A 25,295-nucleotide genomic window follows, 5' to 3' on the forward strand; every position below is an offset into this window, starting at 1 on the left:
CTCATGGCAAAAGCGAAATTCGAACGTAATAAGCCGCACGTTAACATTGGAACGATCGGTCACGTTGACCATGGTAAAACAACGCTGACAGCGGCTATTACAACTGTATTGTCCAAAAAATATGGCGGTGCTGCAGTAGCATTCGACCAAATCGATAAAGCTCCAGAAGAGCGCGAGCGCGGTATCACAATCTCCACAGCTCACGTTGAGTACGAGACTCCTAACCGTCACTACGCACACGTAGACTGCCCAGGCCACGCTGACTATGTTAAAAACATGATCACTGGTGCTGCTCAGATGGACGGCGCGATCCTGGTTGTATCCGCAGCTGACGGCCCAATGCCGCAAACGCGCGAGCATATCCTGCTCTCCCGCCAGGTAGGCGTACCTTACATCGTCGTATTCTTGAACAAGTGCGACATGGTTGAAGACGAAGAGCTTCTTGAGCTTGTTGAGATGGAAGTTCGCGACCTTCTGAACGAGTACGAGTTCCCAGGCGACGACACTCCAATCGTTCGCGGTGCAGCTCGTGAAGCTCTCCAGAACCCAGAGGGCCCATGGGCTGACAAGATCGTTGAGCTGTTCGAGCACATCGATACTTACATCCCAACTCCTGAGCGTGACACAGACAAGCCTTTCCTTATGCCTGTCGAGGACGTGTTCACAATCACTGGCCGTGGTACAGTTGCTACAGGTCGCGTAGAGCGCGGTGTAGTTAAAGTCGGTGACGAGGTAGAAATCATCGGTCTTCAAGAAGAAACTCGTAAGAGCGTTTGTACAGGCGTTGAGATGTTCCGTAAGCTTCTTGACTCCGCACAAGCTGGTGACAACATCGGCGCACTGCTTCGCGGTGTAGACCGTAAAGATATCGAGCGTGGACAAGTTATCGCGAAGCCAGGTTCGGTTAAGCCACACACAAACTTCACAGCTCAGATCTACGTTCTGACTAAAGAAGAGGGTGGCCGTCACAAGCCTTTCTTCACAGGCTACCGTCCACAGTTCTACTTCCGTACAACTGACGTTACAGGCATCATCAACCTGCCAGAAGGTACAGAGATGGTTATGCCAGGCGACAACATCACAGTTACAGTTGAACTGATCTCGCCAATCGCGATCGAAGAAGGTACACGCTTCGCGATTCGTGAAGGCGGCCGTACTGTAGGCGCTGGCGCAGTTGCTACAATCCAGAAGTAATTGAAGCTCAGCTTCAATTTCGGAATCCCTTCGTCCGCTTGACGGATGAAGGGATTTTTATTTTTGCGGCAGCATTCAAAATGATCTTCTATAATATGAGAAACTTGGCTATAACTAAAGGTAAGCTTCAATGAGGGACGTCAATCGGCGGGATTCATACATTCTTTAGACAAAAGCTGATTTTCTTCTTGCTTTTTGTTGTTGGATTTAATATAATAGTGAACGTTGGTCTGTGACGTTGCGATGATGTGAGAGGTTGCTGACACACCCGGCTCCTTTGCCATAGGGGCAGGCGTCAGGAGATTTTCACGGAGTATGTCCGATACTAAATTGGGCGATAGAAGGAGGGAATACTATGGCAAAGCAAAAGATTCGTATTCGTTTGAAGGCTTATGATCACAGAGTTCTGGATCAATCCGCTGAGAAAATCGTGGATACAGCCAAGCGTTCCGGTGCAGGAGTGTCTGGTCCGATTCCGCTTCCAACAGAGAAGCAGGTAATCACCATTCTCCGCGCGGTTCATAAGTACAAAGATTCTCGCGAGCAGTTCGAGATGCGTACACATAAGCGCTTGATCGACATCGTGAATCCTACACCACAAACGGTTGATGCACTCATGCGTTTGGATCTACCATCCGGTGTGGATATCGAGATCAAGCTGTAATATATACCTGTGAATAAATTACAAGCAAGAGAGGAAAAGAGGTGTCAACGATGACTAAAGGTATCTTAGGTAAAAAGCTTGGTATGACCCAAGTGTTTACACCGGAAGGATTGGTTGTACCCGTAACTGTAATCCAAGCAGGTCCTTGCACAGTGCTGCAGAAGAAGGACGCGGAGAACGACGGCTACGAAGCAATCCAGATCGGTTTCGAAGATAAGAAAGAGCAAAGAGCTAATAAGCCAGAGCTTGGTCACGCTAAAAAAGCAAATGCTCAGCCTAAGCGCTACATTAAAGAGTTCCGTGGTATTGAGCTTGCTAGCTACGAGGTTGGCCAAGAGTTGAAGGCTGATGTGTTCGCAGAAGGTGAATTCGTTGATGTAACTGGTGTATCCAAGGGTAAAGGCTTCCAGGGTGTCATCAAGAAGTACAACCAATCCCGCGGACCAATGACTCACGGTTCCCGTTACCACAGAGGTCCGGGTTCGATGGGTTCCATCCAGGCTAACCGTGTACCGAAGGGTAAGCGCCTGCCAGGACATATGGGTAAAGAGACGGTTACGATTCAGAAGCTTGAGATCGTGAAGGTCGATGCTGAGCGTAACGTTCTTCTGATCAAAGGATCGATTCCAGGACCGAAGAACAGCTTCGTTACTGTAAAATCTACGGTGAAGAAGTAATAAGGAAAGGAGGATAACAAATGCCAAAAGTAGCACTTTATAATGTTAGTGGTTCGCAGGTTGGCGAAGTCGAGCTGTCGGACAGTGTGTTCGGAATTGAGCCGCATACGTACGCTTTGAACCAAGCTGTGTTGCTTCAGCGCGCATCGCTTCGTATGGGAACTCACAAGACGAAGGGTCGTTCGGAAGTACGCGGTGGCGGACGTAAGCCATGGAAGCAAAAGGGTACAGGTCGTGCACGCCAAGGTAGTATCCGTTCCCCACAATGGAAGGGCGGCGGTGTCGTATTCGGACCGACTCCTCGGAGTTACTCGTTCAAGCTTCCTAAGAAAGTACGTCGTCTGGCGATCAAATCTGCGTTGTCTTCCAAGGTGAAGGCGAGCGAAATCATCGTTCTTGACCAGCTTCTGATGGCTGCGCCAAAGACGAAGGAATTCGCAGCGATTTTGAACAACTTGAAGGTAGAGCGTAAAGCACTCGTTGTGACAGCTGGTTATGATGAGAACGTAGCATTGTCCGCGCGTAACATTCCTGGCGTGAAGTTTGTCGCTGCTGAAGGAATTAACGTACTTGACGTGCTTGCTCACGATAAGCTGATCATTACGAAGGACGCTGTGGATAAGGTACAGGAGGTGTTTGCGTAATGAAAAACCCTCGCGATATTATTAAGCGCCCGATTATCACGGAACGTACAAGCGAAATGATGGCGGATAAGAAATATGTTTTCGAGGTCGACATTCGTTCGAACAAGACAGAAGTGAAGCAGGCGATCGAGCAGATCTTCAAAGTGAAGGTTACGAATGTTAACACTTTGAGAATGCCAGCGAAGCCAAAGCGTTATGGCCGTTACTTCGGATACACTTCCGAGTGGAAGAAAGCGATCGTAACACTCAGCGCCGAAAGCAAAGATCTCGAGTTCTTCGAGTCCGTATAAGACACAATCTTTGAAGTAAGGAGGGAATCAACGTGCCAATTAAAAAGTACAAACCAACATCCCCGGCAAGACGTGCGATGTCGGTATCGACTTTCGAGGAGATCACAACATCCACACCGGAGAAATCGCTTTTGGCTCCACTGAGCAAAAAAGCAGGACGCAACAATCAAGGTAAAATTACGGTTCGTCATCAAGGCGGCGGACATAAGCGTAAGTACCGTATTATCGACTTCAAGCGTAACAAAGATGGAATACCAGGACGCGTTGCTACAATCGAGTACGATCCAAACCGTTCTGCGAACATCGCTTTGATTCACTACGTGGATGGCGAGAAGCGCTACATCATAGCTCCTAAAGGTCTAAAGGTTGACGACAAAATCGTTTCCGGACCTGATGCAGATATCAAGATCGGAAATGCACTTCCACTTGAGAACATTCCAGTAGGTACTGTTATCCACAACATCGAGCTTAAGCCAGGCAAAGGTGGCCAGCTGGTTCGTGCAGCAGGTACTGAAGCACAGCTTCTCGGTAAGGAAGAACAGTACGTAACTGTACGTTTATCCTCCGGTGAGATGAGAAAGATCCTTAAGGTTTGCCGCGCGACGATCGGTTCCGTAGGTAACGAGGATTATGAGCTAGTAAAGATCGGTAAAGCTGGACGTTCCCGTTGGCTCGGTCAAAGACCAGAAGTTCGCGGTTCCGTCATGAACCCTAACGATCACCCACACGGTGGTGGTGAAGGCCGCTCGCCAATCGGACGCAAGTCGCCTATGTCTCCTTGGGGCAAGCCGACACTTGGTTACAAGACGCGTAAGAAGAACAAGCAATCCAATCAGTACATTGTACGTCGCCGTACGAAGTAATAGCTTAACCGTTTCGCTTAAAGAAGGGAGGAACGATACATGGGTCGCAGTTTGAAAAAAGGACCGTTTATTGACGGCTACCTGTTGAAGAAAGTCGAAGTTATGAACGAGGCAAGCAAAAAGCAAGTGATCAAAACTTGGTCGCGCCGCTCCACGATTTTCCCTCAGTTTATCGGGCACACTTTTGCTGTATACGATGGCAGAAAGCATGTTCCGGTATACGTAACAGAGGATATGGTTGGACATAAGCTTGGCGAGTTCGCTCCAACCCGTACTTACAAAGGTCACGACGACGATAAGAAGACGGGCAAGCGCTAATACCATTTCACGTGATTGAAATAGATCAGTTGTTGAATGAGAGGAGGTACTTCCATGCAAGAATCAAAAGCTGTATTGAGATATGTTCGCATTGCACCGCGTAAAGCACAACTCGTTGTTGATCTGATCCGCGGCAAGCAAGTAGGCGAAGCGATCGCGATTCTGCGTCACACTCCGAAGGCGGCATCGCCAATCGTCGAGAAGCTGCTGAACTCGGCTATCGCGAATGCGGAGCATAACTACTCCATGGATCCAAACAACCTGGTGATTTCTCAGGTGTTTGTTGACCAAGGACCGACTTTGAAGAGATTCCGTCCTCGTGCGATGGGTCGTGCGAGCCGTATCAATAAGCGTACCAGCCACATTACTGTAGTGGTATCTGAGAAATAAGGAGGGACAACGTGTGGGTCAAAAAGTAAACCCGGTAGGACTTAGAATTGGTATTATTCGCGATTGGGAGTCCAAATGGTACGCTGGTAAAGATTTCGGCGACCTTCTGATGGAAGATGTAAAAATCCGCGAATACTTGAAGCAAAAGTTGAAGGAATCCGCAGTATCCCGCATTGAAATCGAGCGTGCGGCTAACCGCGTGAACGTTACGATTCATACAGCAAAGCCAGGTATGGTTATCGGTAAGGGCGGCTCCGAGGTTGAAGTGATCCGTGGCTACCTGACGAAGCTGACGAACGGTAAGAAAGTACACATCAACATCAGCGAAGTAAAGAATCCAGATATGGATGCTATTCTTGTTGCTGAAAGCATTGCACAACAGCTGGAGCGTCGCGTATCGTTCCGTCGTGCATTGAAGCAAGCGATTCAAAGAACTATGCGTTCCGGCGCTAAAGGTATTAAAACATCGGTAAGCGGTCGTTTGGGCGGAGCGGAAATTGCAAGAACTGAAGGCTACAGCGAGGGCACAGTACCTCTTCATACATTGCGTGCGGATATCGACTACGGTACAGCTGAGGCTCATACCACTTACGGTCGTATCGGTGTAAAAGTATGGATCTATCGTGGCGAAGTTCTTCCAACGGCTAAGAAAAAGGCTGCTGCGGAAGGAGGCAACTAATTGTGTTAGTTCCTAAACGTGTAAAGCACCGTAAAGAGCACCGCGGCAATATGCGCGGTCGCGCTAAGGGCGGTCAAGAGGTGCACTTCGGTGAGTTTGGCCTGCAGGCTCTCGAGCCAGCTTGGGTAACCAACCGTCAAATCGAAGCTGCCCGTATTGCAATGACTCGTTACATCAAGCGTGGTGGTAAAGTTTGGATTAAGATTTTCCCTTCCAAGCCAATCACTCAGAAGCCGCTTGAAGTTCGGATGGGTAGCGGTAAAGGTAACGTAGAGAAGTGGGTAGCTGTCGTGAAGCCAGGTAAAGTTCTGTTCGAGCTTGCTGGTGTCAGCGAAGAAATCGCCCGTGAAGCTATGCGTCTCGCCTCCCACAAGCTGCCGATCAAGACGAAGTTTGTGAAAAGAGAAGAACTGGGTGGTGAAGTAAATGAAAGCTAGTGAATTTCGCAACCTAACCACTGCTGAGCTCGAACAAAAGATTGCCGGATTTAAAGAGCAGCTCTTTAACCTCCGTTTTCAACTGGCTACAGGTCAACTGGATAATCCCGTACAGATTCAAAAAGTACGCAAAGATATTGCTCGTGCAAAAACAATTTTGCGTGAAAGAGAATTGGGAATCACTAGTTAATGATGAGAAAGGAGGATCTCGCAATGGCTGAGCGTAACGATCGTAAGACGCAAGTGGGTAAGGTCGTTAGCGACAAGATGGATAAGACCATTGTTGTTGCTGTTGAGACTTACAAGAAGCATGACTTGTACCACAAGCGTATTAAATACACGAAGAAATTCAAGGCGCATGATGAGAACAACGAAGCCAAAATCGGCGATGTTGTAGAGGTCATGGAAACACGTCCGCTCTCGAAGGATAAGCGCTGGAGACTCGTTAAGGTAGTCGAAAAAGCGGTTATCATCTAATAGAACTGTCCGTTATCGAAGTCCGGAAGGAGGGAATACACAATGATTCAACCATTTACACGATTGAACGTAGCTGATAACTCCGGTGCGAAATCTTTGATGTGTATCCGCGTGTTGGGTGGTACGGGTCGTCGTACAGCTAACATCGGTGATCTGATCGTATGCTCCGTCAAAGAAGCAACACCAGGTGGCGTTGTCAAGAAGGGCGATGTAGTTAAAGCTGTAGTGGTACGCACGAGACGTGGTGCTCGTCGTAAGGACGGATCCTACATCAGCTTTGATGAGAACGCAGCTGTTATCGTTAAGGAAGATAAGAGCCCGCGCGGAACTCGTATCTTCGGACCAGTAGCTCGCGAGCTTCGCGACAGAGACTTCATGAAGATCGTATCTCTGGCTCCAGAGGTTATCTAATTCCGCAGGCAGGGAAGCCAGCGCTTATGTATCCGGCTTTCTGACGAAAGTCCCCAGGAGGTGTAAAGAAAATGCCAAAGCAACCGAAAAAACTCGAGTCCCATAACAATAAATTGCACGTTAAGAAGGACGATACGGTATTCGTGATCACAGGTAAGGATAAGGGCAAGAAGGGCCGCATTATCGCTGCTTACCCTCGTCAAAACCGTGTACTGGTTGAAGGTGTAAACATGGTGAAGAAGCATGCGAAGCCATCCCAGCAAAATCCTCAAGGCGGCATCATTACGCAGGAAGCACCAATCCACGTTTCCAACGTAATGCTGGTTGATCCGAAGAGCGGCCAGCCGACACGTATCGGCTACAAGGTTCTGGAGAACGGTAAAAAAGTCCGCGTCGCGAAAAAATCCGGCGAAGTTATCGATTAATTTTAGAAGGTTGGAAAGGAGGTACATGACTCATGACAGCAAGAATGAAGGATCGTTTTCTGAACGAAGTAACACCTGCTCTGATCCAGAAGTTTAACTACACGACGGTCATGCAGGTTCCGAAGATTGAGAAGGTCGTTATCAACATGGGTGTGGGCGAAGCGGTTTCGAACTCCAAAGTGCTCGATACGGCTGTTGGTGATCTTCAGCTGATCGCTGGTCAAAAGCCAGTTATCACAAAAGCTAAAAAATCGATCGCAGGCTTCAAACTGCGTGAAAATATGCCAATCGGCGTAAAAGTAACACTGCGCGGCGAGCGTATGTATCACTTCCTCGATAAGCTGTTCAATGTGGCACTTCCGCGCGTACGTGACTTCCGCGGTGTATCCACAAAAGCTTTCGACGGTCGCGGTAACTACACGCTTGGCTTGAAGGAGCAGCTCATCTTCCCGGAAATCGAGTATGATAAGGTAGATAAGGCTCGCGGTATGGATATCGTCATCGTTACTACAGCGAAGACGGACGAAGAGTCCCGCGAACTTCTGACACAGCTCGGTATGCCGTTCACGAAGTAATTTGGTTTAAGAGACGGGCCTCGCAAGAAGCCTTTGGAGGTGTAAACGAAAGTGGCAAAAACTTCGATGAAAGTAAAGCAGCAGCGTCCTCCGAAATTCAAAGTGCAAGCTTACACGCGCTGTGAACGCTGCGGACGTCCCCATTCGGTACTACGTAAATTTAAAATTTGCAGAATTTGCTTCCGCGAATTGGCTTATAAAGGCCAGATTCCTGGTGTGAAGAAAGCAAGCTGGTAAAACTTAAGCTCTCGGGAAGGAGGTTCACAACACATGGTTATGACTGATCCAATTGCAGATATGCTTACACGTATTCGTAACGCTAACGTTGTTCGTCACGAGACTGTTGAGGTACCGGCTTCGAAGATCAAGCGCGAAATCGCTGAGATCCTCAAGAAGGAAGGCTTCATCCGTGACGCTGAATATATCGAAGACAACAAGCAGGGCATTATCCGCTTGTTCCTGAAATACGGCTCCAACAATGAGCGCGTTATTACAGGTCTGAAGAGAATCAGTAAGCCAGGTCTGCGCGTTTATGCGAAAAGCCAAGAGGTTCCTCGCGTACTCGGCGGTCTCGGTATCGCTATTCTGTCTACATCCAAGGGTGTTATGACAGATAAAGAAGCACGTCAATCAAAGTCCGGCGGAGAGGTTATCTGCTACGTTTGGTAATATAGATTGCTAAAGAACGGAGGTGCACAATATGTCCCGTATTGGTCGTAAACCAATCACGATTCCTAGCGGAGTAAACGTGACATTGGACAATACAGTAATTACGGTTAAAGGTCCGAAAGGAACCTTGAGCCGCGAGCTTCATAAAGATATGAAAGTTGTCGTTGAAGAGAACGTGATCAACGTAGAGCGTCCTTCTGACAACAAGCTGCATCGCGCGCTTCATGGCACAACACGCAGTGTTGTACAGAACATGGTAAGCGGCGTAACAGACGGCTTCGCGAAAAACCTGGAGCTGGTAGGCGTAGGTTACCGTGCGAACAAGTCCGGCACCAAGCTGGTACTTAACGTAGGCTACTCCCACCCAGTTGAGATCGAGCCTGCAGGTGGCATCGAATTCGAGGTTCCTTCCAACACCAAGATTACCGTTCGCGGTATTGATAAAGAACTCGTAGGTGCATTCGCAGCGAAAATTCGTTCCGTTCGTGAACCAGAGCCGTATAAGGGCAAAGGTATTAAGTACGAAGGCGAGCGTATTCTTCGTAAAGAAGGTAAGGCAGGTAAGAAGAAGTAAGGCGGCTTAGCTTGCTAAGCTATCTTGCTTCACTATGATCTCGAAAGGAGTGAAACTCGAATGATTACTAAAGCGGATAAGAACAAAGCTCGCTTGAAGAGACATCTTCGCGTTCGTAAGAAAATTCAAGGAACGGCTGAACGTCCTCGCTTGAACATTTTCCGTTCCTCTAAGCATATGTACGCTCAATTGATCGACGACGTGAAGGGTGTTACCATCGCTTCCGCATCGACACAAGATAAAGAGCTGAAAGAAGCAGTTGCTAACGGCGGTAACATTGAAGCTGCTACGAAGGTAGGCTCCCTGATCGCAGAGCGCGCGAAGAGCGCGGGTGTCCAGCAGGTCGTATTCGACCGCGGTGGATACTTGTACCATGGTCGTGTTAAAGCACTTGCTGACGCTGCTCGTGAAGCAGGTCTTGAATTCTAATAAATCTACACATAAGGAGGTTAAGGACTTGCGTATTGATCCCAATACTCTAGAACTGACAGAAAAAGTCGTTCAGATCAACCGCGTAGCGAAGGTTGTTAAGGGCGGACGCCGCTTCAGCTTCAGCGCGCTTGTAGTTGTTGGCGACGGCAAAGGTTGGGTAGGCGCTGGTATCGGTAAAGCCTCTGAGGTACCTGATGCAATTCGTAAAGGTATCGAGGATGCGAAGAAAAACCTGATCCACGTTCCTATCGTTGGAACAACAATTCCTCACCTGGTGGTCGGACACTTTGGTGCCGGTGAAGTTCTCTTGAAGCCAGCATCCAAAGGTACAGGAGTTATCGCAGGTGGCCCAGTTCGTGCGGTGCTTGAGCTTGCAGGCATTGGCGACATCTTGACGAAGTCGCTTGGCTCGTCGAACTCCATGAACATGGTTAACGCTACCCTGGAAGGCTTAGGTCGCCTTAAGCGTGCGGAAGAGGTTGCTAAGCTTCGCGGTAAAACCGTAGAAGAACTTTTAGGTTAGGAGGGATACCATGGCTAAGCAATTGCAAATTACCCTCAAGCGCAGTCTAATCGGTCGTCCTGCTACTCAGCGTCGTACGGTTACCGCTCTTGGACTTCGTAAATTGCATCAAACAGTTGTTCAGGCAGACAATGCTGCAATCCGCGGTATGGTAAGCCAAGTGAACCATCTGGTAGAAGTTAAAGAAGTCGAAGCTTAATAGATCGAAACATATAGCTAGAGGAGGTGCAAACGATGAAATTGCATGAGCTTACTTCTACTCCAGGCGCTCGTCAAACGCGCAAGCGTGTTGGCCGCGGTATCGGAAGTGGAATGGGTAAAACAGCAACTCGCGGTCATAAGGGTCAAAATGCTCGTTCCGGTGGCGGCGTACGTCCTGGCTTCGAGGGTGGTCAAAACCCGCTGTATCGTCGCTTGCCGAAGCGTGGATTTAACAACCAGTTCCGTAAAGAGTTCGCGATTGTTAACCTTGAGGACTTGAACAAGTTCGCAAGCGGTACAGAAGTGACTCCAGAATTCCTGATGGAATCCGGCGTTGTTAAAAACCCGAAAGACGGCATCAAGATTCTTGGTAACGGCGAAATTACGGTTCAGCTGACTGTGAAGGCAAGTAAATTCTCCCAATCTGCGGTAGAGAAGATTACAGCTGCCGGCGGCAAAACCGAGGTGATTTAATGTTTCGTACCATATCCAATATTATGAAAGTAGAGGATCTGAGGAAGCGAATCCTGTTCACCCTCCTGGTGCTGATCGTCTACAGAATTGGTGCGTTTATTCCGGTACCTAACATCAACACAGATATACTGAAGCTACAAGACGAAGCGAGCACCGGCGGAGTATTTGCCCTGTTGAATACATTCTCCGGTGGCGCCTTGTTCCAGTTCTCGATCTTCGCAATGACGATTACACCGTATATTACGGCGTCGATCATAGTGCAGCTCTTGTCGATGGATGTCATTCCGACATTCACACAGTGGGCGAAGGAAGGCGAGGTTGGCCGCAAGAAGCTAAGTCAAATTACCCGTTACGGGACCATCGTGCTAGGGCTTATACAAGCATTCAGTTTCGCGATTGGATTTAACAGGATCTTTACCGGTCTTGTCATCGATCCAAGCTTCACGACCTATGCGTTGATTGCCATCGTGCTTACGGCGGGAACAGCATTTCTGATGTGGTTAGGGGAACAAATCACCGAAAATGGCATTGGAAATGGTATATCCATTATCATCTTCGCAGGTATCGTTGCTGCGATTCCGACAGGCATCGGACAAATTTATCAAACTCAATTTGCTGATGCGGGCGATGCGCTTTTCCTTAACATTGTTAAGGTGATTATTATCGTAATCGCTGTGATCGCTCTGATTGTCGGTGTCATTTTCGTTCAGCAAGGAATTCGTAAGATTCCGGTGCAGTATGCGAAGCGTGTTGTCGGACGCAAAATGTTCGGCGGACAGTCGACGCACATTCCGCTCAAGGTTAATGCTGCGGGCGTTATTCCGGTAATCTTCGCGCTTTCCTTACTTGTGTTCCCACCAACAATTGCAAGCTTCTGGCGGGGGAATGCAGTTGCTGACTGGATCATTACGAACTTCAGCTACACGGCTCCATTAGGTATGGTGCTGTATGTGCTGCTCATTATCGGCTTCACCTACTTCTACACATTTGTTCAGATTAACCCTGTACAGATGGCAGAGCAGATGAAGAAAAACGGTGGATACATTCCAGGCATTCGTCCTGGTAAAAATACGGAAGTGTACTTGACTCGAGTGATGACGAGAATTACATTGTCCGGTGCCTTGTTCTTGGCCGCGGTATCGATCATTCCGATGATCTTCGCAGCTGTAGCCGGGCTTCCACAATCGGTTCAAATTGGCGGTACTTCCTTGCTGATCGTAATCGGTGTAGGCTTGGAGACGATGAAAACTATCGAAAGCCAATTGATCAAACGCCATTACAAGGGCTTTATTAATAAATAGCCTATAGGTTCTGATAGAACTCATTGCCCTGCGCGCCAACGACAGAAGCTGTTGCTTACGTCAGCGGCGCTGCATCAGGCATAGGAACGAGCACGATTCGTGAAGTTCAATGAGAGCTATCGGCACCTATTGTGCTGTTAGCATCGAACGATGCAAGTAGGGGAGGAAGTCAAGTTGAACATTATTTTCATGGGTCCTCCCGGCGCAGGTAAAGGAACTCAGGCTGAGCGCATCGTGGATGAATTCAAGGTTCCTCATATCTCGACCGGTGATGCATTCCGTCTTGCGATGAAGCAAGGCACACCCCTCGGGGTTGAAGCTAAGAAGTATGTCGATCAAGGACTACTCGTACCTGACGAAATCACGATTGGTATCGTTCGCGAAAGATTGTCCCAGCCGGATTGCGATACAGGCTTCCTGCTCGATGGCTTCCCAAGAACGATTTCCCAGGCTGAAGCACTGGATCAAATCGCCAGTGAGTTGAATAAAAAAATTGATCATGTGATCAATTTAAGCGTAGACCGCAACCTGCTTCTTGCACGCTTGACGGGTCGACGCATCTGTAAGTCTTGCGGTGCAACGTATCACATCTTGTTTAACCCTCCTGCGCAAGAGCTTGTTTGCGATAAATGTTCGGGTGAGCTGTACCAGCGTTCGGATGATACCGAAGAGAAGGTCGGCACACGTCTTGACGAATATATCAATAAGACAGCTCCGCTGCTGGAGTACTATCGTAACCAGGGAATATTGCGTGAGGTTAACGGTGAGCAGGAAATTAATACGGTTACTGCGCAAATCAGTTCACTATTGCGGGGGCTTGCGTAATGATCATTTGTAAGTCAGCTGCTGAATTGGAATGGATGCGCGAGGCTGGCCGTATTGTAGCCGAGACGCATCGCTTGTTAAAAAGCGCCATTCAGCCCGATATTACAACGAAAGAGCTCGATCAGATCGCAGAAGATTTTATCCGCAGCCAAGGTGCAATTCCATCCTTCAAAGGGTACAACGGTTTTCCTGGAAGCATCTGCGCTTCGGTGAATGAAGAATTGGTTCACGGAATACCCGGTCAGCGTAAGCTGAAGGATGGCGATATTATCAGCATCGATATCGGTGCCGAGTATCGCGGATACCATGGAGATTCCGCTTGGACATATGCCGTGGGCAACATCTCGGATACGGCGAAGAAGCTGCTTGACGTTACAGAGCGTTCTCTCTTCGCAGGCCTTGCGGAAGCGAAGCCTGATGCAAGATTGTACACGATCTCGAGCGCTATCCAGAAGGTCGCGGAGAATGAAGGATTTTCGATTGTTCGCGAATATGTCGGTCATGGCATCGGCGCTTCTCTGCATGAGGAGCCCCAAATTCCGAACTATGGCATCGCCGGTCACGGACCGCGCTTGAAGCCTGGTATGGTGCTTGCCATTGAACCGATGGTCAATGTAGGTGAACGATACGTGCGGACGCTTGAAGACGACTGGACGGTGGTCACAGTGGATGGCACACTGTGTGCACATTTCGAGCATACGATTGCAATCACGCCGGACGGCTTCGAAATATTGACGCTGCCGGGTGTGTAATGCGGATGCATCACTTACAAGCGCCTCAAATCGGGCAAATCGCAAGGGTGATTCGGGGACGTGAATCCGGGACGTATGCTGTCATTATCGGCGTCGTAGACCAACGATACGTGTGGATTGCTGACGGCAGAAACCGGAAGTTCGATGATCCTAAGAAAAAAAATCTCATTCATCTCGAGCTGCTCCCGATCATAAGTCAGGAGACAGTCGAGAGTATCCGGGAAACCGGTCGAGTGACCAATGGGAAGCTGCGGCATGCAGTGGCTCAAGCAATGAACCAATTAACGCACCAAGTGCAAGAGAAAGGAGAATGACTGTGGCCAAAGAGGATGTAATTGAAGTTGAAGGTACAGTGATTGAACCTCTTCCGAATGCAATGTTCAAAGTGGAACTGGAGAACGGTCATCAAATACTTGCTCATGTATCCGGGAAGATTCGGATGCACTTCATCCGTATTTTGCCGGGTGATAAAGTGACGGTTGAACTTTCACCGTATGACTTGACCAGAGGCCGTATAACCTATCGTTTTAAATAAATGACTGAACGATTTATGTTTACGAAGCAGCTTCTTTGCAAGAAGCTTTGAGGAGGTAATCACCATGAAGGTTAGACCGTCGGTCAAACCAATTTGCGAAAAATGCAAAGTCATTCGTCGCAAAGGCAACGTTATGGTAATTTGTGAAAATCCGAAACATAAACAAAAACAAGGCTAAGGAGGTGCTGGATTAATGGCACGTATTGCTGGTGTTGACTTGCCGCGCGACAAGCGCGTAATCATCGCTCTGACGTACATTTTCGGTATCGGCAACACAACTGCTGCGAAGATCGTAGCGGATACCGGTATTGACGCTAACACTCGCGTTCGCGATTTGACTGAAGATGAAGTGAGCAAAATCCGTGATTTCATTGATAAGGGCCTGAAGGTTGAGGGCGACCTGCGTCGTGAAATCTCGTTGAACATCAAGCGTCTGATCGAGATCGGCTGCTACCGCGGTGTTCGTCACCGTCGCGGCTTGCCAGTTCGCGGACAACGTACGAAGACGAACGCGCGTACGCGTAAAGGTCCTCGTCGTACTGTAGCTAACAAGAAGAAATAGTAAAGGGGGGTAAATCTCTACATGGCAAAGCCTAAAAAAGTTGTACGCACAAAGCGTCGCGATCGGAAAAATATTGACAGCGGTGTGGCACACATCCGTTCTACGTTTAACAATACAATCGTAACGATCACGGATCCTCATGGCAACGCGATCTCTTGGGCAAGCGCAGGTAACCTGGGCTTCAAGGGCTCCCGTAAGAGCACTCCATTCGCAGCGCAAATGGCAGCAGAATCTGCAGCTAAAGCAGCTATGGAGCATGGCATGAAGGCTGTTGAAGTTATGGTTAAAGGACCGGGCGCAGGCCGTGAGGCAGCAATCCGCTCCTTGCAGGCAGCTGGTCTTGAAGTTAACCTGATCAAAGACGTAACGCCGATTCCTCACAACGGTTGCCGTCCTCCAAAGCGTCGTCGTGTATAATTCAGGATTGCTAAGCCCGGGTGGTATAAATATCCAAATGGTGTCTATACTGTTTGGATAGGCATACCGCACGTTTTATACGTCTTAAGTTATCCAGATGGAAACGACGTTAGAAGGAGGGTTTACCATGATCGAAATCGAAAAGCCGAAAATCGAAACCGTATCCTTAAGCGAAGACGGTACATACGGCAAGTTTGTCGTTGAACCTCTCGAGCGAGGCTACGGTACGACGCTCGGCAACTCATTGCGCCGCATTCTATTGTCCTCTCTTCCGGGGGCTGCGGTAACATCGGTGCATATCGATGGCGTGCTCCATGAGTTTTCCACCATCCCTGGTGTAATGGAAGACGTAACGGAGATTATATTGAACCTGAAGGCATTGTCCCTGAAGATCCACTCTGATGAGGAGAAGGTTCTTGAGATCGATGCTGAGGGCGGAGGCGTTGTAGTAGCAGGTGACATTCGCGGAGATAGCGATGTAGAGATCTTAAACCCGGATCTACACATTGCGACTCTTTCGTCAGATTCGAGACTTCACATGAGAATTCATGCGAATCGCGGACGCGGCTATGTAGCTGCTGACAAAAACAAGCGCGAGGATCATCCAATTGGTGTTATTCCGATCGATTCGATCTACACACCGATCACTCGTGTGAATTACAACGTTGAGAATACACGCGTCGGTCAAGTAACCAACTACGATAAGCTGACGTTGGAAGTTTGGACCGATGGCAGTATTCGTCCGGAAGAAGCGGTGAGCCTGGGCGCTAAGATTTTGACAGAGCATCTGATGCTGTTCGTCGGCTTGACGGACGAGGCGAAGGATGCCGAGATCATGGTTGAGAAGGAAGAGGACAAGAAGGAAAAAGTACTCGAGATGACGATCGAGGAGCTTGATCTTTCCGTACGTTCCTACAACTGTCTGAAGCGTGCCGGCATTAACACCGTGCAGGAACTGATTACGAAGACCGAAGAAGATATGATGAAGGTTCGTAACCTTGGCCGTAAATCTCTCGAGGAGGTTCAAGAGAAGCTCGAGGAGCTTGGTCTTGGACTGAGAATGGAAGAATAGGTCATCTGGTTACACTACCACGAAGTAGAAGGAGGTTGCACACATGGCATACAAAAAGTTAAATCGTGATTCCAGCTCGCGTAAAGCTTTATTCCGTGATCTGGTAACCGATTTGTTTATACACGAGCGCATTCAAACAACGGAAGCAAAGGCGAAAGAACTGCGTTCAATCGCTGAGAAACTGATCACTTTGGCTAAGCGTGGCGACTTGCACGCTCGCCGTCAAGTAGCTTCCTTCGTTCGTCGCGAGCAGGCGAATGAGAACCAAGATGCGATTCAGAAGCTTTTCTCGGATCTTGCACCGCGCTACGCAGAGCGTCAAGGCGGATACACACGTATCCTCAAGCTTGGACCTCGCCGCGGCGATGCTGCGCCTATGGTATACCTGGAATTGGTTGACCGGGCTTAAGAGAAAAATGGATGGGAAAGGGTGGACGGAGTCTTTTGATTCTGATGAAACCCTTTTTTTGTACGTCAGGAAGGACACAGCTATATTTTCATCGGAGGGCAGGCCGTGGTGAACATTTGCATGACGGTCGCTTATGACGGGTCGGCATACTGTGGCTTCCAGACACAGCCGAATAACGATACGATTCAAGGACGGCTGGAGAGTGCGATCAAGCACCTCACCGGAGAAGTAGTGAAGATCACGGCCTCAGGCCGTACGGACGCCGGTGTACATGCGAGAGGGCAAGTCTTTAACTTCTACACGGCGTCCACGATTCCTATCCACCGATGGTGCATGGCGCTTAACACCAGACTACCTGATAATATTCGCGTATTGGATGCCTGCATCGTGTCTGACGATTTTCATTCAAGAAGAACGGCGAAACGAAAGACGTACCGATATACGCTGCGCTATGGTAAGTACTACGACCCTATGAAGAAGCATATGGAATTCCATTATTATGGTGCGCTGGATCTTGAGGCAATGCGATCCGCTTTAGCTCACTTTGTGGGGGTGCACGACTTCACGTCGTTCTGCTCAGCGCGGACGAATACGGCAACATACGTTCGTACGATCTTTGAGGCAAGACTTGAACTGGAAGCCTTTGATGAATGTCTTCAGTCTCAAGCTATTCATATATATCTGACGGGCAGCGGATTTTTATACAATATGGTTCGCATCATAGTCGGTACCTTACTTCAGGTAGGTGAAGGCAAGCGAAGTCCGGACAGTATGAAGGAAATACTCGTTTCACGAAATCGCAAATTAGCCGGTCCGACTGCAATGGCTCACGGGTTAATGCTCTGGGAAGTTTATTATGGAGACAACTACAAGAAGCTTGATTAATGTCTTTTCTTGTAGTATGATTGTAAATGGTGTTTCTTGACTGGCTATCCCACGGCCCCGGGTCTTGAAATACGACTGATGAACAATATACGATTCGTGATGAAGATAGATCTAGGAGGAACATTTACATGCGTACCACATATATGGCGAAGCCAAATGAAGTTGAGCGCAAATGGTACATCATTGATGCTACCGACAAAACGCTCGGTCGTCTTGCCAGTGAAGCAGCATCCATCCTGCGCGGCAAGCACAAGCCTGAGTTCACACCACACGTTGACACTGGCGATTTCTTGATCGTGATCAACGCTGAGAAGATTCATCTGACAGGTAAGAAGCTTCAAAACAAGAAATACTATCGTCACTCCCTGTATCCGGGCGGTTTGAAGGTAGCTACAGCTCAACAGCTTCTCGACACGAAGCCAGAGCGCGTATTGGAGTCGGCGATCCACGGTATGCTTCCTAAGAATCGTTTGGGCAACCGTCTGAAGCTGAAGCTCAATGTTTATGCCGGTTCGGAGCATCCGCATCAAGCACAAAAACCTGAAGTTTGGGAACTTCGCGGTTAATTAAAGGGAGGACTGTCTTGTGGCACAAGTACAATATTATGGCACTGGCCGTCGTAAGCACTCGGTAGCACGTGTTCGTTTGGTACCAGGTGAAGGCCGTATTGTGATCAATAAGCGTGAGCTGGACGAATATTTCGGTCTGGAGACGTTGAAGCTTATCGTTAAGCAGCCGTTGAACCTTACAGAAACATTGTCCAAGTACGATGTTCTTGTACTCGCTCACGGTGGCGGTATTTCCGGACAAGCTGGCGCAATCCGTCACGGGATCTCCCGTGCGTTGCTGAAGGCTGATCCAGAATTCCGTGGCGCTCTGAAGCGTGCAGGCTTCCTGACACGTGACCCACGTATGAAAGAGCGTAAGAAGTACGGCTTGAAGGCCGCTCGTCGCGCTCCTCAGTTCTCGAAGCGTTAATATTCAATCACCCTTGTGGTGTACAGAAACCTCTGTCGATTCGTTCGAATCACAGAGGTTTTTCGTTATTTTTGCACACAGGTTAGGCGTTTCCCTAATATGATAATAAGAGCAGTAAGAGAAAATTTTAAATTGACAAAAAGTCCGTATCAATTATAATTATAATCAATCGAAATAATTCTTATGTTTATACTCGGAATTAAACTATGGGAGGGCAAATCAACTATGAATCTGTTTGAAAAAGAAGCCTTGATTCAGCAAGCAGCTGAACAATTTGAGACGAAGTCGCCGGAGGAGCTCATTGCCTTCGCGGTAGAGAAGTTCCCGAACATAACGCTTGCCTGTAGCTTCGGGGCAGAGGACGTTGTACTTGTCGATATGCTCCAGAAGGTAAGCCCGAAATCAGATATTTTCTACTTAGACACGAACGTGCACTTCCAGGAAACATACGAGACGCGTGACCGTCTGCAGCAGCACTACGGCCGCGAATTCATTCAAGTGCTTCCAAAGCTGACGCTGGAAGAGCAAGCAGCAGCACATGGTGATGAGCTGTGGAAGAATGACCCTTCGCTATGCTGCAACATTCGTAAGGTAGACCCGCTTACGGATATTCTCAAGAACTATGATGCTTGGATTACAGGTATTCGCCGCGACCAGGCGCCTACACGTGCGAACTCCAAGAAGGTCGAATATGATGTGAAGTTCGGTCTTGTGAAGTTCAACCCGCTTGCAGACTGGACGTCTGAAGACGTGTGGAACTATATTCGCAACAACAACATCATCTACAATGCGCTTCATGATCGTAACTTCCCGAGCATCGGCTGTGAGCATTGCACCCGTCCGGTAGCCGCTGGCGAAGATCCTCGTGCAGGACGCTGGGCTGGCTTCGAGAAGACGGAGTGCGGCTTGCATAAGTAATTACGAATCTATCTCTTGGGAGGAATACGAACGATGGCAACGATTCAGCCGCATGGCGGTACGTTAATTAATCGCGTAGTAGAAGGCGCAGAGCGCGAGCAGCTGCTTATTCAGGCGAAGGAGCTATATCAGCTACCGATTACCGCATGGGCGATCTCTGACCTTGATCTGATCGGCGTTGGCGCCTTTTCCCCGCTGACAGGCTTCATGAATGAGGACGATTATAAGTCGGTTGTGGAGAATATGCGTCTTGCGAACGGTACGGTGTGGAGCATCCCGATTACGCTGGCTGTTACAGAAGAGCAGGAGAAGGCGATCCAGGTCGGCCAAGAGGTTGCGCTTGTAGGCGAGACAGATGGTGTCACGTACGGCTTGATCAAGGTGGAGAGCATCTATAAGGTCGACCAGCAGCACGAAGCGGTCAAAGTATTCAAGACTGACGATACGGCTCACCCAGGCGTTCAGAAGCTGTATACGAAGCCAGCAACGTACATTGGCGGTCCGATTCAGGTGCTCAACCGTCCGAAGCCGGAGAAGTTCGAAGACTTCTACTTCGACCCTTCCGAGACGCGTCGTATCTTCGCCGAGAAGGGCTGGAGAACGGTCGTAGGCTTCCAGACTCGGAATCCGGTACACCGCGCTCATGAGTACATCCAGAAGAGCGCTATGGAGATTGTAGATGCCCTGTTCTTGAACCCGCTCGTAGGCGAGACGAAGTCGGATGACATCTCCGCAGATGTACGGATGAAGAGCTACCTCGTGCTGCTCGACAACTATTATCCGAAGGATCGTGTATTCCTCGGTGTATTCCCGGCCGCTATGCGTTATGCGGGTCCACGTGAGGCGATCTTCCATGCCATGGTTCGTAAAAACTACGGCTGCACTCACTTCATCGTTGGTCGCGACCATGCCGGTGTAGGTGACTATTACGGTACGTACGAAGCGCAGGAGATTTTCAGCAACTTCACAGCCGATGAGCTTGGCATTACGCCTCTCTTCTTCGAGCATAGCTTCTTCTGCACGAAGTGCGGTAATATGGCTTCCAGCAAGACGTGCCCGCACAGCAAGGAAGATCATATGACCCTTTCCGGTACGAAGGTTCGTGCGCTGCTGCGTGACGGTCAATGCCCGCCGCCACAGTTCACGCGTCCTGAGGTTGCCCAGGTGCTGATTGACGGTATGAAGGAGCCTGAGTATCAGGTATAACGAGCAGTCCTAACTTCATAAGGTATATTTGTCCACCTCGTCCCATATAGATGAATGAGAGTCTATGGGATGCGAGGTGGATTTTTGTCATGTTCGGTAAAAGAAAAAGGGTTGTCGTCTGGCTGACGATGCATAGCGGCTTCAAAATCCTCATGTCGGCCGGTCTGGTCGCCTTAATGCTGTTCATGTTCACCTATGAGCTGCCGGCCTCCAAAACGTGGACCTATTGGACGATGCCTCTCTCTGGGAAAATTATCGCCCTCGACCCGGGACATGGCGGACCGGACGGCGGGGCCAGCAGCAAGGAAGGGCTCGTGGAGAAGGATGTAAACTTGGCCATATCGTTACATCTGCGCGATTACTTGCAGCAAGCCGGTGCGCTTGTCGTCATGACAAGAGAAAACGACCGCGACTTAGCTGATCCTTCGACGAAGGGCTATAGCAAGCGCAAGACCGAGGATTTATTGAACCGAGCCGACTTTATTTCGGACCAGCGAGCGGATATGTTCGTAAGCATTCATCTGAATAGCATTCCGTCGGCCAAGTGGACAGGGGCACAGACGTTCTACTACCCGAATCATGCGGGTAACGAAACGCTTGCAGCACTCATACAAGATGAGATCAAACGCAATCTACAAAATACGGACCGCGAGGCGAAGCAGGCAGATAAGAACATTTATTTACTGAAGACGCTTCAAATTCCGAGTGCATTAGTTGAGGTCGGCTTCTTGTCTAATCCGGAGGAGGCACGCATGCTCGGAGACACGACGTACCAGAAGAAGGTGGCGGCTGCGGTCTATCAGGGGATCCTGCGCTACTACTCCGGGGAAAAAGTGGGCGCCAACTAAAAGTGTGGTATAATAAGCCTCAGCGTTAGAAGGAACCATATTGACTAAATAGCTGAGGTGAACATCGGTGCTGACCCGAGAACAATTACTGGCTTCGGCAAGTGAGATTATAGATCCAACCTATGGTCAATCGCTTGCGGAGCTACAATGTATTCGTGATTTGGTTGTAAAGGAAGGGCAAGTCTCGGCCACTGTGCTGCTTTCGACCAATGACGAATCGTATAAGGCGCGTCTCCAGGAAGAAGTGACGAAGGCGTTCGAGCGCGCGGGCGCTGCTCATGTACACCTGCGCTTAAGAGAGATGTCTGATTATGAGCGCAATGAAGCAGATCGTAAGAAGCAGGCATCATCGACTGCAGAGCAGACTGGAGCTGCGCAGTCGCAAGCTGCGCCGTCAGCCGCTACGACGAATGTTACAGCTCCAGACTCGGGCGTGAATATTATCGCAATCGCGAGCGGCAAGGGTGGCGTCGGCAAGTCTACCGTCACCGTGAATCTGGCAGTAGCATTAGCGCGTCTTGGGAAAAAAGTCGGTCTTGTCGATGCCGACATCTACGGCTTCAGCGTCCCGGACATGATGGGCATTGAGGAGCGTCCGCAGCTCGAGAACAATCGCATCATACCTGTCGAAAGGTTCGGTGTGAAAGTAATTTCGATGGGCTTCTTCGTTGAGGAGAACACACCCGTCATCTGGCGCGGACCGATGCTCGGCAAGATGCTGCGCAACTTCTTTAACGAAGTAGAGTGGGGCGAGCTCGATTATTTACTGCTTGACCTGCCACCGGGAACAGGTGACGTCGCGCTCGATGTTCATCAGATGATTCCGCAGAGCAAGGAGATTATCGTCACGACCCCACATGCGACAGCTGCTTTCGTTGCAGCACGAGCAGGTGCAATGGCCATTCACACAAACCACCAGATTCTAGGCATCGTGGAGAACATGTCCTATTACTCGTGCAGCGATTGCGGGAAGAAGGATTACATCTTCGGCCGTGGAGGCGGAGCGAAGCTGGCTGAAGAGCTTCACGCGCCCCTGCTTGCGCAAATTCCGCTCGGTGTGCCGGACAACCATATTGCAGAGCCGGACTATTCTCCATCTGTATATAAGGCGGACTCGGATACAGGCAACATGTATTTAGACGTGGCACGTCGTATCGTGGAGTTAAGTTAATACTTCGCTTAGACGTGAAAAGGATCGGCTTAGCCGATCCTTTTTCTGTATAGTCAGAGCACTACTCCATCTTCTTCTCGTCGTTGCCTTCTCCACCTTCGCCGCCTTCACCACCGCCGCCTTGCTCACCTTCGCCGCCACCTTCACCACCGCCGCCTTGCTCTCCACCTTCGCCGCCACCTTCACCACCGCCACCTTGCTCTCCGCCTTGGCCGCCGCCTTCACCACCGCCACCTTGCTTGCCACCCTCACCACCGGCTTGCTCCTTACCGCCGCCATCGGACTTCGAGCTGATCTCATCCTCCAGCACCTTCTTCATAAGCTCCATGAGCTCCAGCTTGACGAGAGGACTTTGCATGGACTCTTGTATGAGTGCTTTAATTTGAGTCCGCGCGGAAGGGGTCTTCAGCACGTCAAGCATCATCGTTTCATACTCAGGACCCTTCATGGCCGCGAGCAACGCTTTTTGATATTCAGGATCCTTCATCAGATCCTTTTGTAAATTTTTTGTGTCACTTTGTATGGCCTTAGCGAATTGACCGGCGAATTTCGGATCTTTAATCATCTTCTGTAGAAATTTGTTGTTATCCGTATCGACGAGGACGTCCTTCACTGCGAGCTGAAGCTGCTGCGTGTCGCCGGCAGACAACAGCTGGAGCTTGCTGTCGGCCTGAATTGTAGCCTCCTGGATCGCCTTCTGGCCATCCTCGGTCTTCAGAATGTCGAGCACCATCGACTTCGTATCCTTATACGTGTTCATACCGCCGCCGCTAGAACCTTGCGTATCCGAACCACAGGCGGAGAGCAGTCCTGCCAGGAGAACCGCCGGAATCAAGTAATGACTCTTGTTCGTTCTCATGTATCCAGACTCCCTTCGTGCATTTTAGCTGTAGTATTTGTTTCCCGGCCTTCATTTAACACAAATGTCGTTAGCATTTTATTGTGAGTGTTGGTACAATTAACAGTTGATATGACTTGCACTGGAGGTAACGTAGTTGACAATAAGAAAATGGTTTTATTTGTTCTGGACCACACTTGCGATCGGAACCGTTGTCGGCATATTAACAGGCTTGACGATGCAGCTGACAGATCCAGAGGCCGTTCTTAGCGGCAAAGCAATTGGCTTTACCATCCTCAGCTCCTTACTGATCGGCTCCACGATCAGCGTATTAAGTCAGATGGGCTTCTTCGCTTATTTGATCGTCAGGCACATTTTTATGGGCATGATACCGAAGAAGTGGATCTGGGACTACGTTCAAATTTTCACGATTATTGTCGTATTGGTCGATCTGGTCTACCTTCGTTATGTCGATTCAGCTCATGAAGGCTCCTTCAGCACGTACTTCCTGCTTCCAGCCTTTATATTGATCGTCTCCGTCGTTGTAGCCTACGCCAAGGTGAAAGCGACGAATACTTCCGCTTGGATTCCGACGCTGTTCTTCATGATCGTGCTCTCGACACTTGAAGCGATACCTGCGCTCCGGTTGGGCAAGACGGCGTCAACGATTTTCATGGTCATTCCGCTGCTCGCCTGCAACGCTTGGCAGATTCTTATTTTGCATAAAGTACTGAACACAAACAAAGAGCCGCAGTAGACGGCTCTTGATTTTTAATCCTAACAGCTATTCAATTAATAAATGCGCTTCATCGTCTGGTCCTCAACCGGTGGTTTGTTACTTACCTGCGCCTGCTTCATCAGCTGACTGACGCTTACGAACTCATAGCCCTTGTCGCGAAGCTTGTCGATGATGACGGGAAGCGCTTCGTGGGTTTGTTTGCTTGAATCGCTGGCATGCAGGAGCACAATATCGCCGGGGTGTGCCTTCGTTACGACGCGGTTAATAATGGTCTCGACACCGGGATTCTCCCAGTCACGTGAATCGGTATCCCATTGGATGACAGAATAATTCATCTCATCTGCTATACGTAGCACCCGCTTGTCGAAGTCGCCGTTAGGGAATCGAATGAGCTGTGGACTAATACCGGATACTTCACTAATAATGGAGTGCGCCGTCTTGATCTGTGCGCGAATCTCTTCGTCCTCCAGACTCGTGTAATTCACGTGCTTATGACCGTGACTGCCGACCTCCCAGCCGTTCGCGATCATTCGCTGCACGAGCTCTGGGTGGCTTTTGCTCCAAGGGGAGGAGACGAAGAACGACACATTTTTCACTTTTTTCTCCTCAAGAATCTTCATGATCGGCTCCGTACGTGTATCGCCCCAGCTAATGTCGAACGTAAGAGCGATGACTTTCTTCTCCGTCGGGACATTGTAGATCGCCACAGGACCACTCTGCGAGAACACCGACACGTTGCCTCTCTCTGAATAAACGATACCGGCCGCGAACACAATGGCGACACAGATGATGAGCGCTTGCTTAAGCTTTTTTCCGTTCATCACGTAGAAAAAATTCACAAGACTGCCTCCTTTGCCTGCCGATCTAGTCGAAGGGCTTGTTTGATTGTCATTAGTAAATGTATGCTCGTACCATCATCTTA

Annotated in this window: 42 protein-coding genes; 40 read left to right on the forward strand and 2 right to left on the reverse strand. The window is 49.3% G+C overall.

Going from position 1 to position 25,295, the window contains the following annotated elements; translation table 11 throughout:
* The first annotated feature begins 3 nt into the window (after positions 1-3).
* The 39 genes from tuf to PAE68_RS03450 all read left to right on the forward strand — a co-directional run bounded on the left by tuf (position 4) and on the right by PAE68_RS03450 (position 22,796).
* Positions 4-1,194 (forward strand): elongation factor Tu, encoded by a 1,191-nt coding sequence (gene tuf / locus PAE68_RS03260; RefSeq protein ID WP_281884018.1) that lies wholly within the window; start codon positions 4-6, stop codon positions 1,192-1,194.
* 355 nt (positions 1,195-1,549) lie between these two features.
* Positions 1,550-1,858: a 30S ribosomal protein S10 gene (gene rpsJ / locus PAE68_RS03265; RefSeq protein WP_213413993.1), complete on the forward strand. Its 309-nt coding sequence runs from the start codon at positions 1,550-1,552 to the stop codon at positions 1,856-1,858.
* A 50-nt stretch (positions 1,859-1,908) separates the two neighbouring features.
* Complete coding sequence (gene rplC / locus PAE68_RS03270; protein ID WP_281884023.1) at positions 1,909-2,535, forward strand: 50S ribosomal protein L3; 627 nt, start codon at positions 1,909-1,911, stop codon at positions 2,533-2,535.
* Between the two features lie 20 nt (positions 2,536-2,555).
* Positions 2,556-3,179: a 50S ribosomal protein L4 gene (gene rplD, locus PAE68_RS03275; RefSeq protein ID WP_281884026.1), complete on the forward strand. Its 624-nt coding sequence runs from the start codon at positions 2,556-2,558 to the stop codon at positions 3,177-3,179.
* Positions 3,179-3,469: a 50S ribosomal protein L23 gene (rplW, locus tag PAE68_RS03280; RefSeq protein ID WP_281884028.1), complete on the forward strand. Its 291-nt coding sequence runs from the start codon at positions 3,179-3,181 to the stop codon at positions 3,467-3,469. The genes rplD and rplW overlap by 1 nt, the downstream gene beginning before the upstream one ends.
* Positions 3,470-3,501: 32 nt before the next feature.
* The gene (gene rplB, locus PAE68_RS03285) at positions 3,502-4,332 is read left to right on the forward strand and encodes a 50S ribosomal protein L2 (protein ID WP_281884030.1); all 831 of its coding nucleotides are present in this window, start codon (positions 3,502-3,504) and stop codon (positions 4,330-4,332) included.
* A gap of 39 nt (positions 4,333-4,371) precedes the next feature.
* On the forward strand, positions 4,372-4,650 hold the full coding sequence (rpsS, locus tag PAE68_RS03290) for a 30S ribosomal protein S19 (protein WP_281884032.1): 279 nt from the start codon (positions 4,372-4,374) through the stop codon (positions 4,648-4,650).
* 54 nt (positions 4,651-4,704) lie between these two features.
* The gene (rplV, locus tag PAE68_RS03295; protein ID WP_281884045.1) at positions 4,705-5,040 is read left to right on the forward strand and encodes a 50S ribosomal protein L22; all 336 of its coding nucleotides are present in this window, start codon (positions 4,705-4,707) and stop codon (positions 5,038-5,040) included.
* A 13-nt stretch (positions 5,041-5,053) separates the two neighbouring features.
* On the forward strand, positions 5,054-5,719 hold the full coding sequence (rpsC, locus tag PAE68_RS03300; protein WP_281884047.1) for a 30S ribosomal protein S3: 666 nt from the start codon (positions 5,054-5,056) through the stop codon (positions 5,717-5,719).
* Between the two features lie 2 nt (positions 5,720-5,721).
* The gene (rplP, locus tag PAE68_RS03305) at positions 5,722-6,156 is read left to right on the forward strand and encodes a 50S ribosomal protein L16 (RefSeq protein WP_281884049.1); all 435 of its coding nucleotides are present in this window, start codon (positions 5,722-5,724) and stop codon (positions 6,154-6,156) included.
* Entirely contained in the window at positions 6,146-6,346 is a 201-nt protein-coding gene (rpmC, locus tag PAE68_RS03310) for a 50S ribosomal protein L29 (RefSeq protein WP_281884051.1), read from the forward strand. The genes rplP and rpmC overlap by 11 nt, the downstream gene beginning before the upstream one ends.
* Before the next feature lie 23 nt (positions 6,347-6,369).
* Positions 6,370-6,633 carry a 30S ribosomal protein S17 gene (rpsQ, locus tag PAE68_RS03315; RefSeq protein WP_281884053.1) on the forward strand — a complete coding sequence of 88 codons (264 nt, stop codon included), beginning with the start codon at positions 6,370-6,372 and terminating at the stop codon, positions 6,631-6,633.
* Positions 6,634-6,675: 42 nt separating this feature from the next.
* Positions 6,676-7,044: a 50S ribosomal protein L14 gene (gene rplN / locus PAE68_RS03320; RefSeq protein WP_281884055.1), complete on the forward strand. Its 369-nt coding sequence runs from the start codon at positions 6,676-6,678 to the stop codon at positions 7,042-7,044.
* Positions 7,045-7,115: 71 nt separating this feature from the next.
* Entirely contained in the window at positions 7,116-7,469 is a 354-nt protein-coding gene (rplX, locus tag PAE68_RS03325; RefSeq protein ID WP_281884057.1) for a 50S ribosomal protein L24, read from the forward strand.
* A gap of 32 nt (positions 7,470-7,501) precedes the next feature.
* Positions 7,502-8,044, forward strand: a complete 543-nt coding sequence (gene rplE / locus PAE68_RS03330) for a 50S ribosomal protein L5 (protein WP_281884059.1) — start codon at positions 7,502-7,504, stop codon at positions 8,042-8,044.
* Positions 8,045-8,095: 51 nt separating this feature from the next.
* Complete coding sequence (locus tag PAE68_RS03335) at positions 8,096-8,281, forward strand: type Z 30S ribosomal protein S14 (protein ID WP_026326663.1); 186 nt, start codon at positions 8,096-8,098, stop codon at positions 8,279-8,281.
* Between the two features lie 33 nt (positions 8,282-8,314).
* On the forward strand, positions 8,315-8,713 hold the full coding sequence (rpsH, locus tag PAE68_RS03340; protein WP_281884064.1) for a 30S ribosomal protein S8: 399 nt from the start codon (positions 8,315-8,317) through the stop codon (positions 8,711-8,713).
* Positions 8,714-8,744: 31 nt separating this feature from the next.
* On the forward strand, positions 8,745-9,287 hold the full coding sequence (rplF, locus tag PAE68_RS03345) for a 50S ribosomal protein L6 (RefSeq protein WP_281884066.1): 543 nt from the start codon (positions 8,745-8,747) through the stop codon (positions 9,285-9,287).
* A 60-nt stretch (positions 9,288-9,347) separates the two neighbouring features.
* A complete protein-coding gene (gene rplR, locus PAE68_RS03350; RefSeq protein WP_281884068.1) occupies positions 9,348-9,716 on the forward strand; it encodes a 50S ribosomal protein L18 in 369 nt (122 codons plus the stop codon).
* Positions 9,717-9,744: 28 nt separating this feature from the next.
* On the forward strand, positions 9,745-10,242 hold the full coding sequence (gene rpsE / locus PAE68_RS03355) for a 30S ribosomal protein S5 (protein WP_281884070.1): 498 nt from the start codon (positions 9,745-9,747) through the stop codon (positions 10,240-10,242).
* Between the two features lie 10 nt (positions 10,243-10,252).
* Entirely contained in the window at positions 10,253-10,441 is a 189-nt protein-coding gene (gene rpmD, locus PAE68_RS03360; protein ID WP_281884072.1) for a 50S ribosomal protein L30, read from the forward strand.
* Between the two features lie 35 nt (positions 10,442-10,476).
* Positions 10,477-10,917: a 50S ribosomal protein L15 gene (rplO, locus tag PAE68_RS03365; RefSeq protein ID WP_281884074.1), complete on the forward strand. Its 441-nt coding sequence runs from the start codon at positions 10,477-10,479 to the stop codon at positions 10,915-10,917.
* On the forward strand, positions 10,917-12,218 hold the full coding sequence (secY, locus tag PAE68_RS03370; RefSeq protein WP_281884076.1) for a preprotein translocase subunit SecY: 1,302 nt from the start codon (positions 10,917-10,919) through the stop codon (positions 12,216-12,218). Before rplO ends, secY begins: the two co-directional genes overlap by 1 nt.
* 174 nt (positions 12,219-12,392) lie before the next feature.
* A complete protein-coding gene (locus PAE68_RS03375) occupies positions 12,393-13,043 on the forward strand; it encodes an adenylate kinase (protein ID WP_281884078.1) in 651 nt (216 codons plus the stop codon).
* A complete protein-coding gene (gene map, locus PAE68_RS03380; protein ID WP_281884080.1) occupies positions 13,043-13,795 on the forward strand; it encodes a type I methionyl aminopeptidase in 753 nt (250 codons plus the stop codon). The genes PAE68_RS03375 and map overlap by 1 nt, the downstream gene beginning before the upstream one ends.
* Entirely contained in the window at positions 13,795-14,109 is a 315-nt protein-coding gene (locus PAE68_RS03385; RefSeq protein ID WP_397378090.1) for a hypothetical protein, read from the forward strand. The genes map and PAE68_RS03385 overlap by 1 nt, the downstream gene beginning before the upstream one ends.
* Before the next feature lie 2 nt (positions 14,110-14,111).
* Positions 14,112-14,330 carry a translation initiation factor IF-1 gene (infA, locus tag PAE68_RS03390; protein WP_072338006.1) on the forward strand — a complete coding sequence of 73 codons (219 nt, stop codon included), beginning with the start codon at positions 14,112-14,114 and terminating at the stop codon, positions 14,328-14,330.
* A gap of 64 nt (positions 14,331-14,394) precedes the next feature.
* A complete protein-coding gene (rpmJ, locus tag PAE68_RS03395) occupies positions 14,395-14,508 on the forward strand; it encodes a 50S ribosomal protein L36 (protein ID WP_003333770.1) in 114 nt (37 codons plus the stop codon).
* Positions 14,509-14,523: 15 nt separating this feature from the next.
* Positions 14,524-14,892, forward strand: a complete 369-nt coding sequence (gene rpsM, locus PAE68_RS03400; protein WP_281884087.1) for a 30S ribosomal protein S13 — start codon at positions 14,524-14,526, stop codon at positions 14,890-14,892.
* Between the two features lie 21 nt (positions 14,893-14,913).
* Positions 14,914-15,309: a 30S ribosomal protein S11 gene (gene rpsK, locus PAE68_RS03405; RefSeq protein ID WP_013921137.1), complete on the forward strand. Its 396-nt coding sequence runs from the start codon at positions 14,914-14,916 to the stop codon at positions 15,307-15,309.
* A 127-nt stretch (positions 15,310-15,436) separates the two neighbouring features.
* Entirely contained in the window at positions 15,437-16,381 is a 945-nt protein-coding gene (locus PAE68_RS03410) for a DNA-directed RNA polymerase subunit alpha (RefSeq protein WP_281884093.1), read from the forward strand.
* Between the two features lie 43 nt (positions 16,382-16,424).
* Positions 16,425-16,790 carry a 50S ribosomal protein L17 gene (gene rplQ, locus PAE68_RS03415; RefSeq protein WP_281884095.1) on the forward strand — a complete coding sequence of 122 codons (366 nt, stop codon included), beginning with the start codon at positions 16,425-16,427 and terminating at the stop codon, positions 16,788-16,790.
* A gap of 105 nt (positions 16,791-16,895) precedes the next feature.
* Entirely contained in the window at positions 16,896-17,675 is a 780-nt protein-coding gene (truA, locus tag PAE68_RS03420; protein ID WP_281884098.1) for a tRNA pseudouridine(38-40) synthase TruA, read from the forward strand.
* Positions 17,676-17,803: 128 nt separating this feature from the next.
* Entirely contained in the window at positions 17,804-18,241 is a 438-nt protein-coding gene (rplM, locus tag PAE68_RS03425; RefSeq protein ID WP_281884100.1) for a 50S ribosomal protein L13, read from the forward strand.
* Positions 18,242-18,260: 19 nt separating this feature from the next.
* Positions 18,261-18,653, forward strand: a complete 393-nt coding sequence (gene rpsI / locus PAE68_RS03430) for a 30S ribosomal protein S9 (RefSeq protein ID WP_281884102.1) — start codon at positions 18,261-18,263, stop codon at positions 18,651-18,653.
* Positions 18,654-18,878: 225 nt separating this feature from the next.
* Positions 18,879-19,571 carry a phosphoadenylyl-sulfate reductase gene (locus PAE68_RS03435; protein ID WP_281884104.1) on the forward strand — a complete coding sequence of 231 codons (693 nt, stop codon included), beginning with the start codon at positions 18,879-18,881 and terminating at the stop codon, positions 19,569-19,571.
* A gap of 33 nt (positions 19,572-19,604) precedes the next feature.
* Entirely contained in the window at positions 19,605-20,777 is a 1,173-nt protein-coding gene (sat, locus tag PAE68_RS03440; RefSeq protein ID WP_281884106.1) for a sulfate adenylyltransferase, read from the forward strand.
* Between the two features lie 89 nt (positions 20,778-20,866).
* Entirely contained in the window at positions 20,867-21,625 is a 759-nt protein-coding gene (gene cwlD, locus PAE68_RS03445; protein WP_281884108.1) for an N-acetylmuramoyl-L-alanine amidase CwlD, read from the forward strand.
* A 67-nt stretch (positions 21,626-21,692) separates the two neighbouring features.
* Complete coding sequence (locus tag PAE68_RS03450) at positions 21,693-22,796, forward strand: Mrp/NBP35 family ATP-binding protein (RefSeq protein ID WP_281884110.1); 1,104 nt, start codon at positions 21,693-21,695, stop codon at positions 22,794-22,796.
* A gap of 61 nt (positions 22,797-22,857) precedes the next feature.
* Here the strand turns inward: PAE68_RS03450 and gerD are convergent, their stop codons facing one another.
* The gene (gene gerD / locus PAE68_RS03455; RefSeq protein WP_281884112.1) at positions 22,858-23,655 is read right to left on the reverse strand and encodes a spore germination lipoprotein GerD; all 798 of its coding nucleotides are present in this window, start codon (positions 23,653-23,655) and stop codon (positions 22,858-22,860) included.
* Between the two features lie 136 nt (positions 23,656-23,791).
* Here gerD and PAE68_RS03460 point away from each other — a divergent pair, with 136 nt between their 5' ends.
* A complete protein-coding gene (locus PAE68_RS03460) occupies positions 23,792-24,391 on the forward strand; it encodes a KinB-signaling pathway activation protein (protein ID WP_281884114.1) in 600 nt (199 codons plus the stop codon).
* A gap of 35 nt (positions 24,392-24,426) precedes the next feature.
* Here the strand turns inward: PAE68_RS03460 and pdaB are convergent, their stop codons facing one another.
* Complete coding sequence (gene pdaB, locus PAE68_RS03465) at positions 24,427-25,212, reverse strand: polysaccharide deacetylase family sporulation protein PdaB (protein WP_281884116.1); 786 nt, start codon at positions 25,210-25,212, stop codon at positions 24,427-24,429.
* Positions 25,213-25,295: the final 83 nt, after the last annotated feature.

Source organism: Paenibacillus sp. YYML68 (assembly GCF_027923405.1).
GTDB lineage: Bacteria > Bacillota > Bacilli > Paenibacillales > NBRC-103111 > Paenibacillus_G.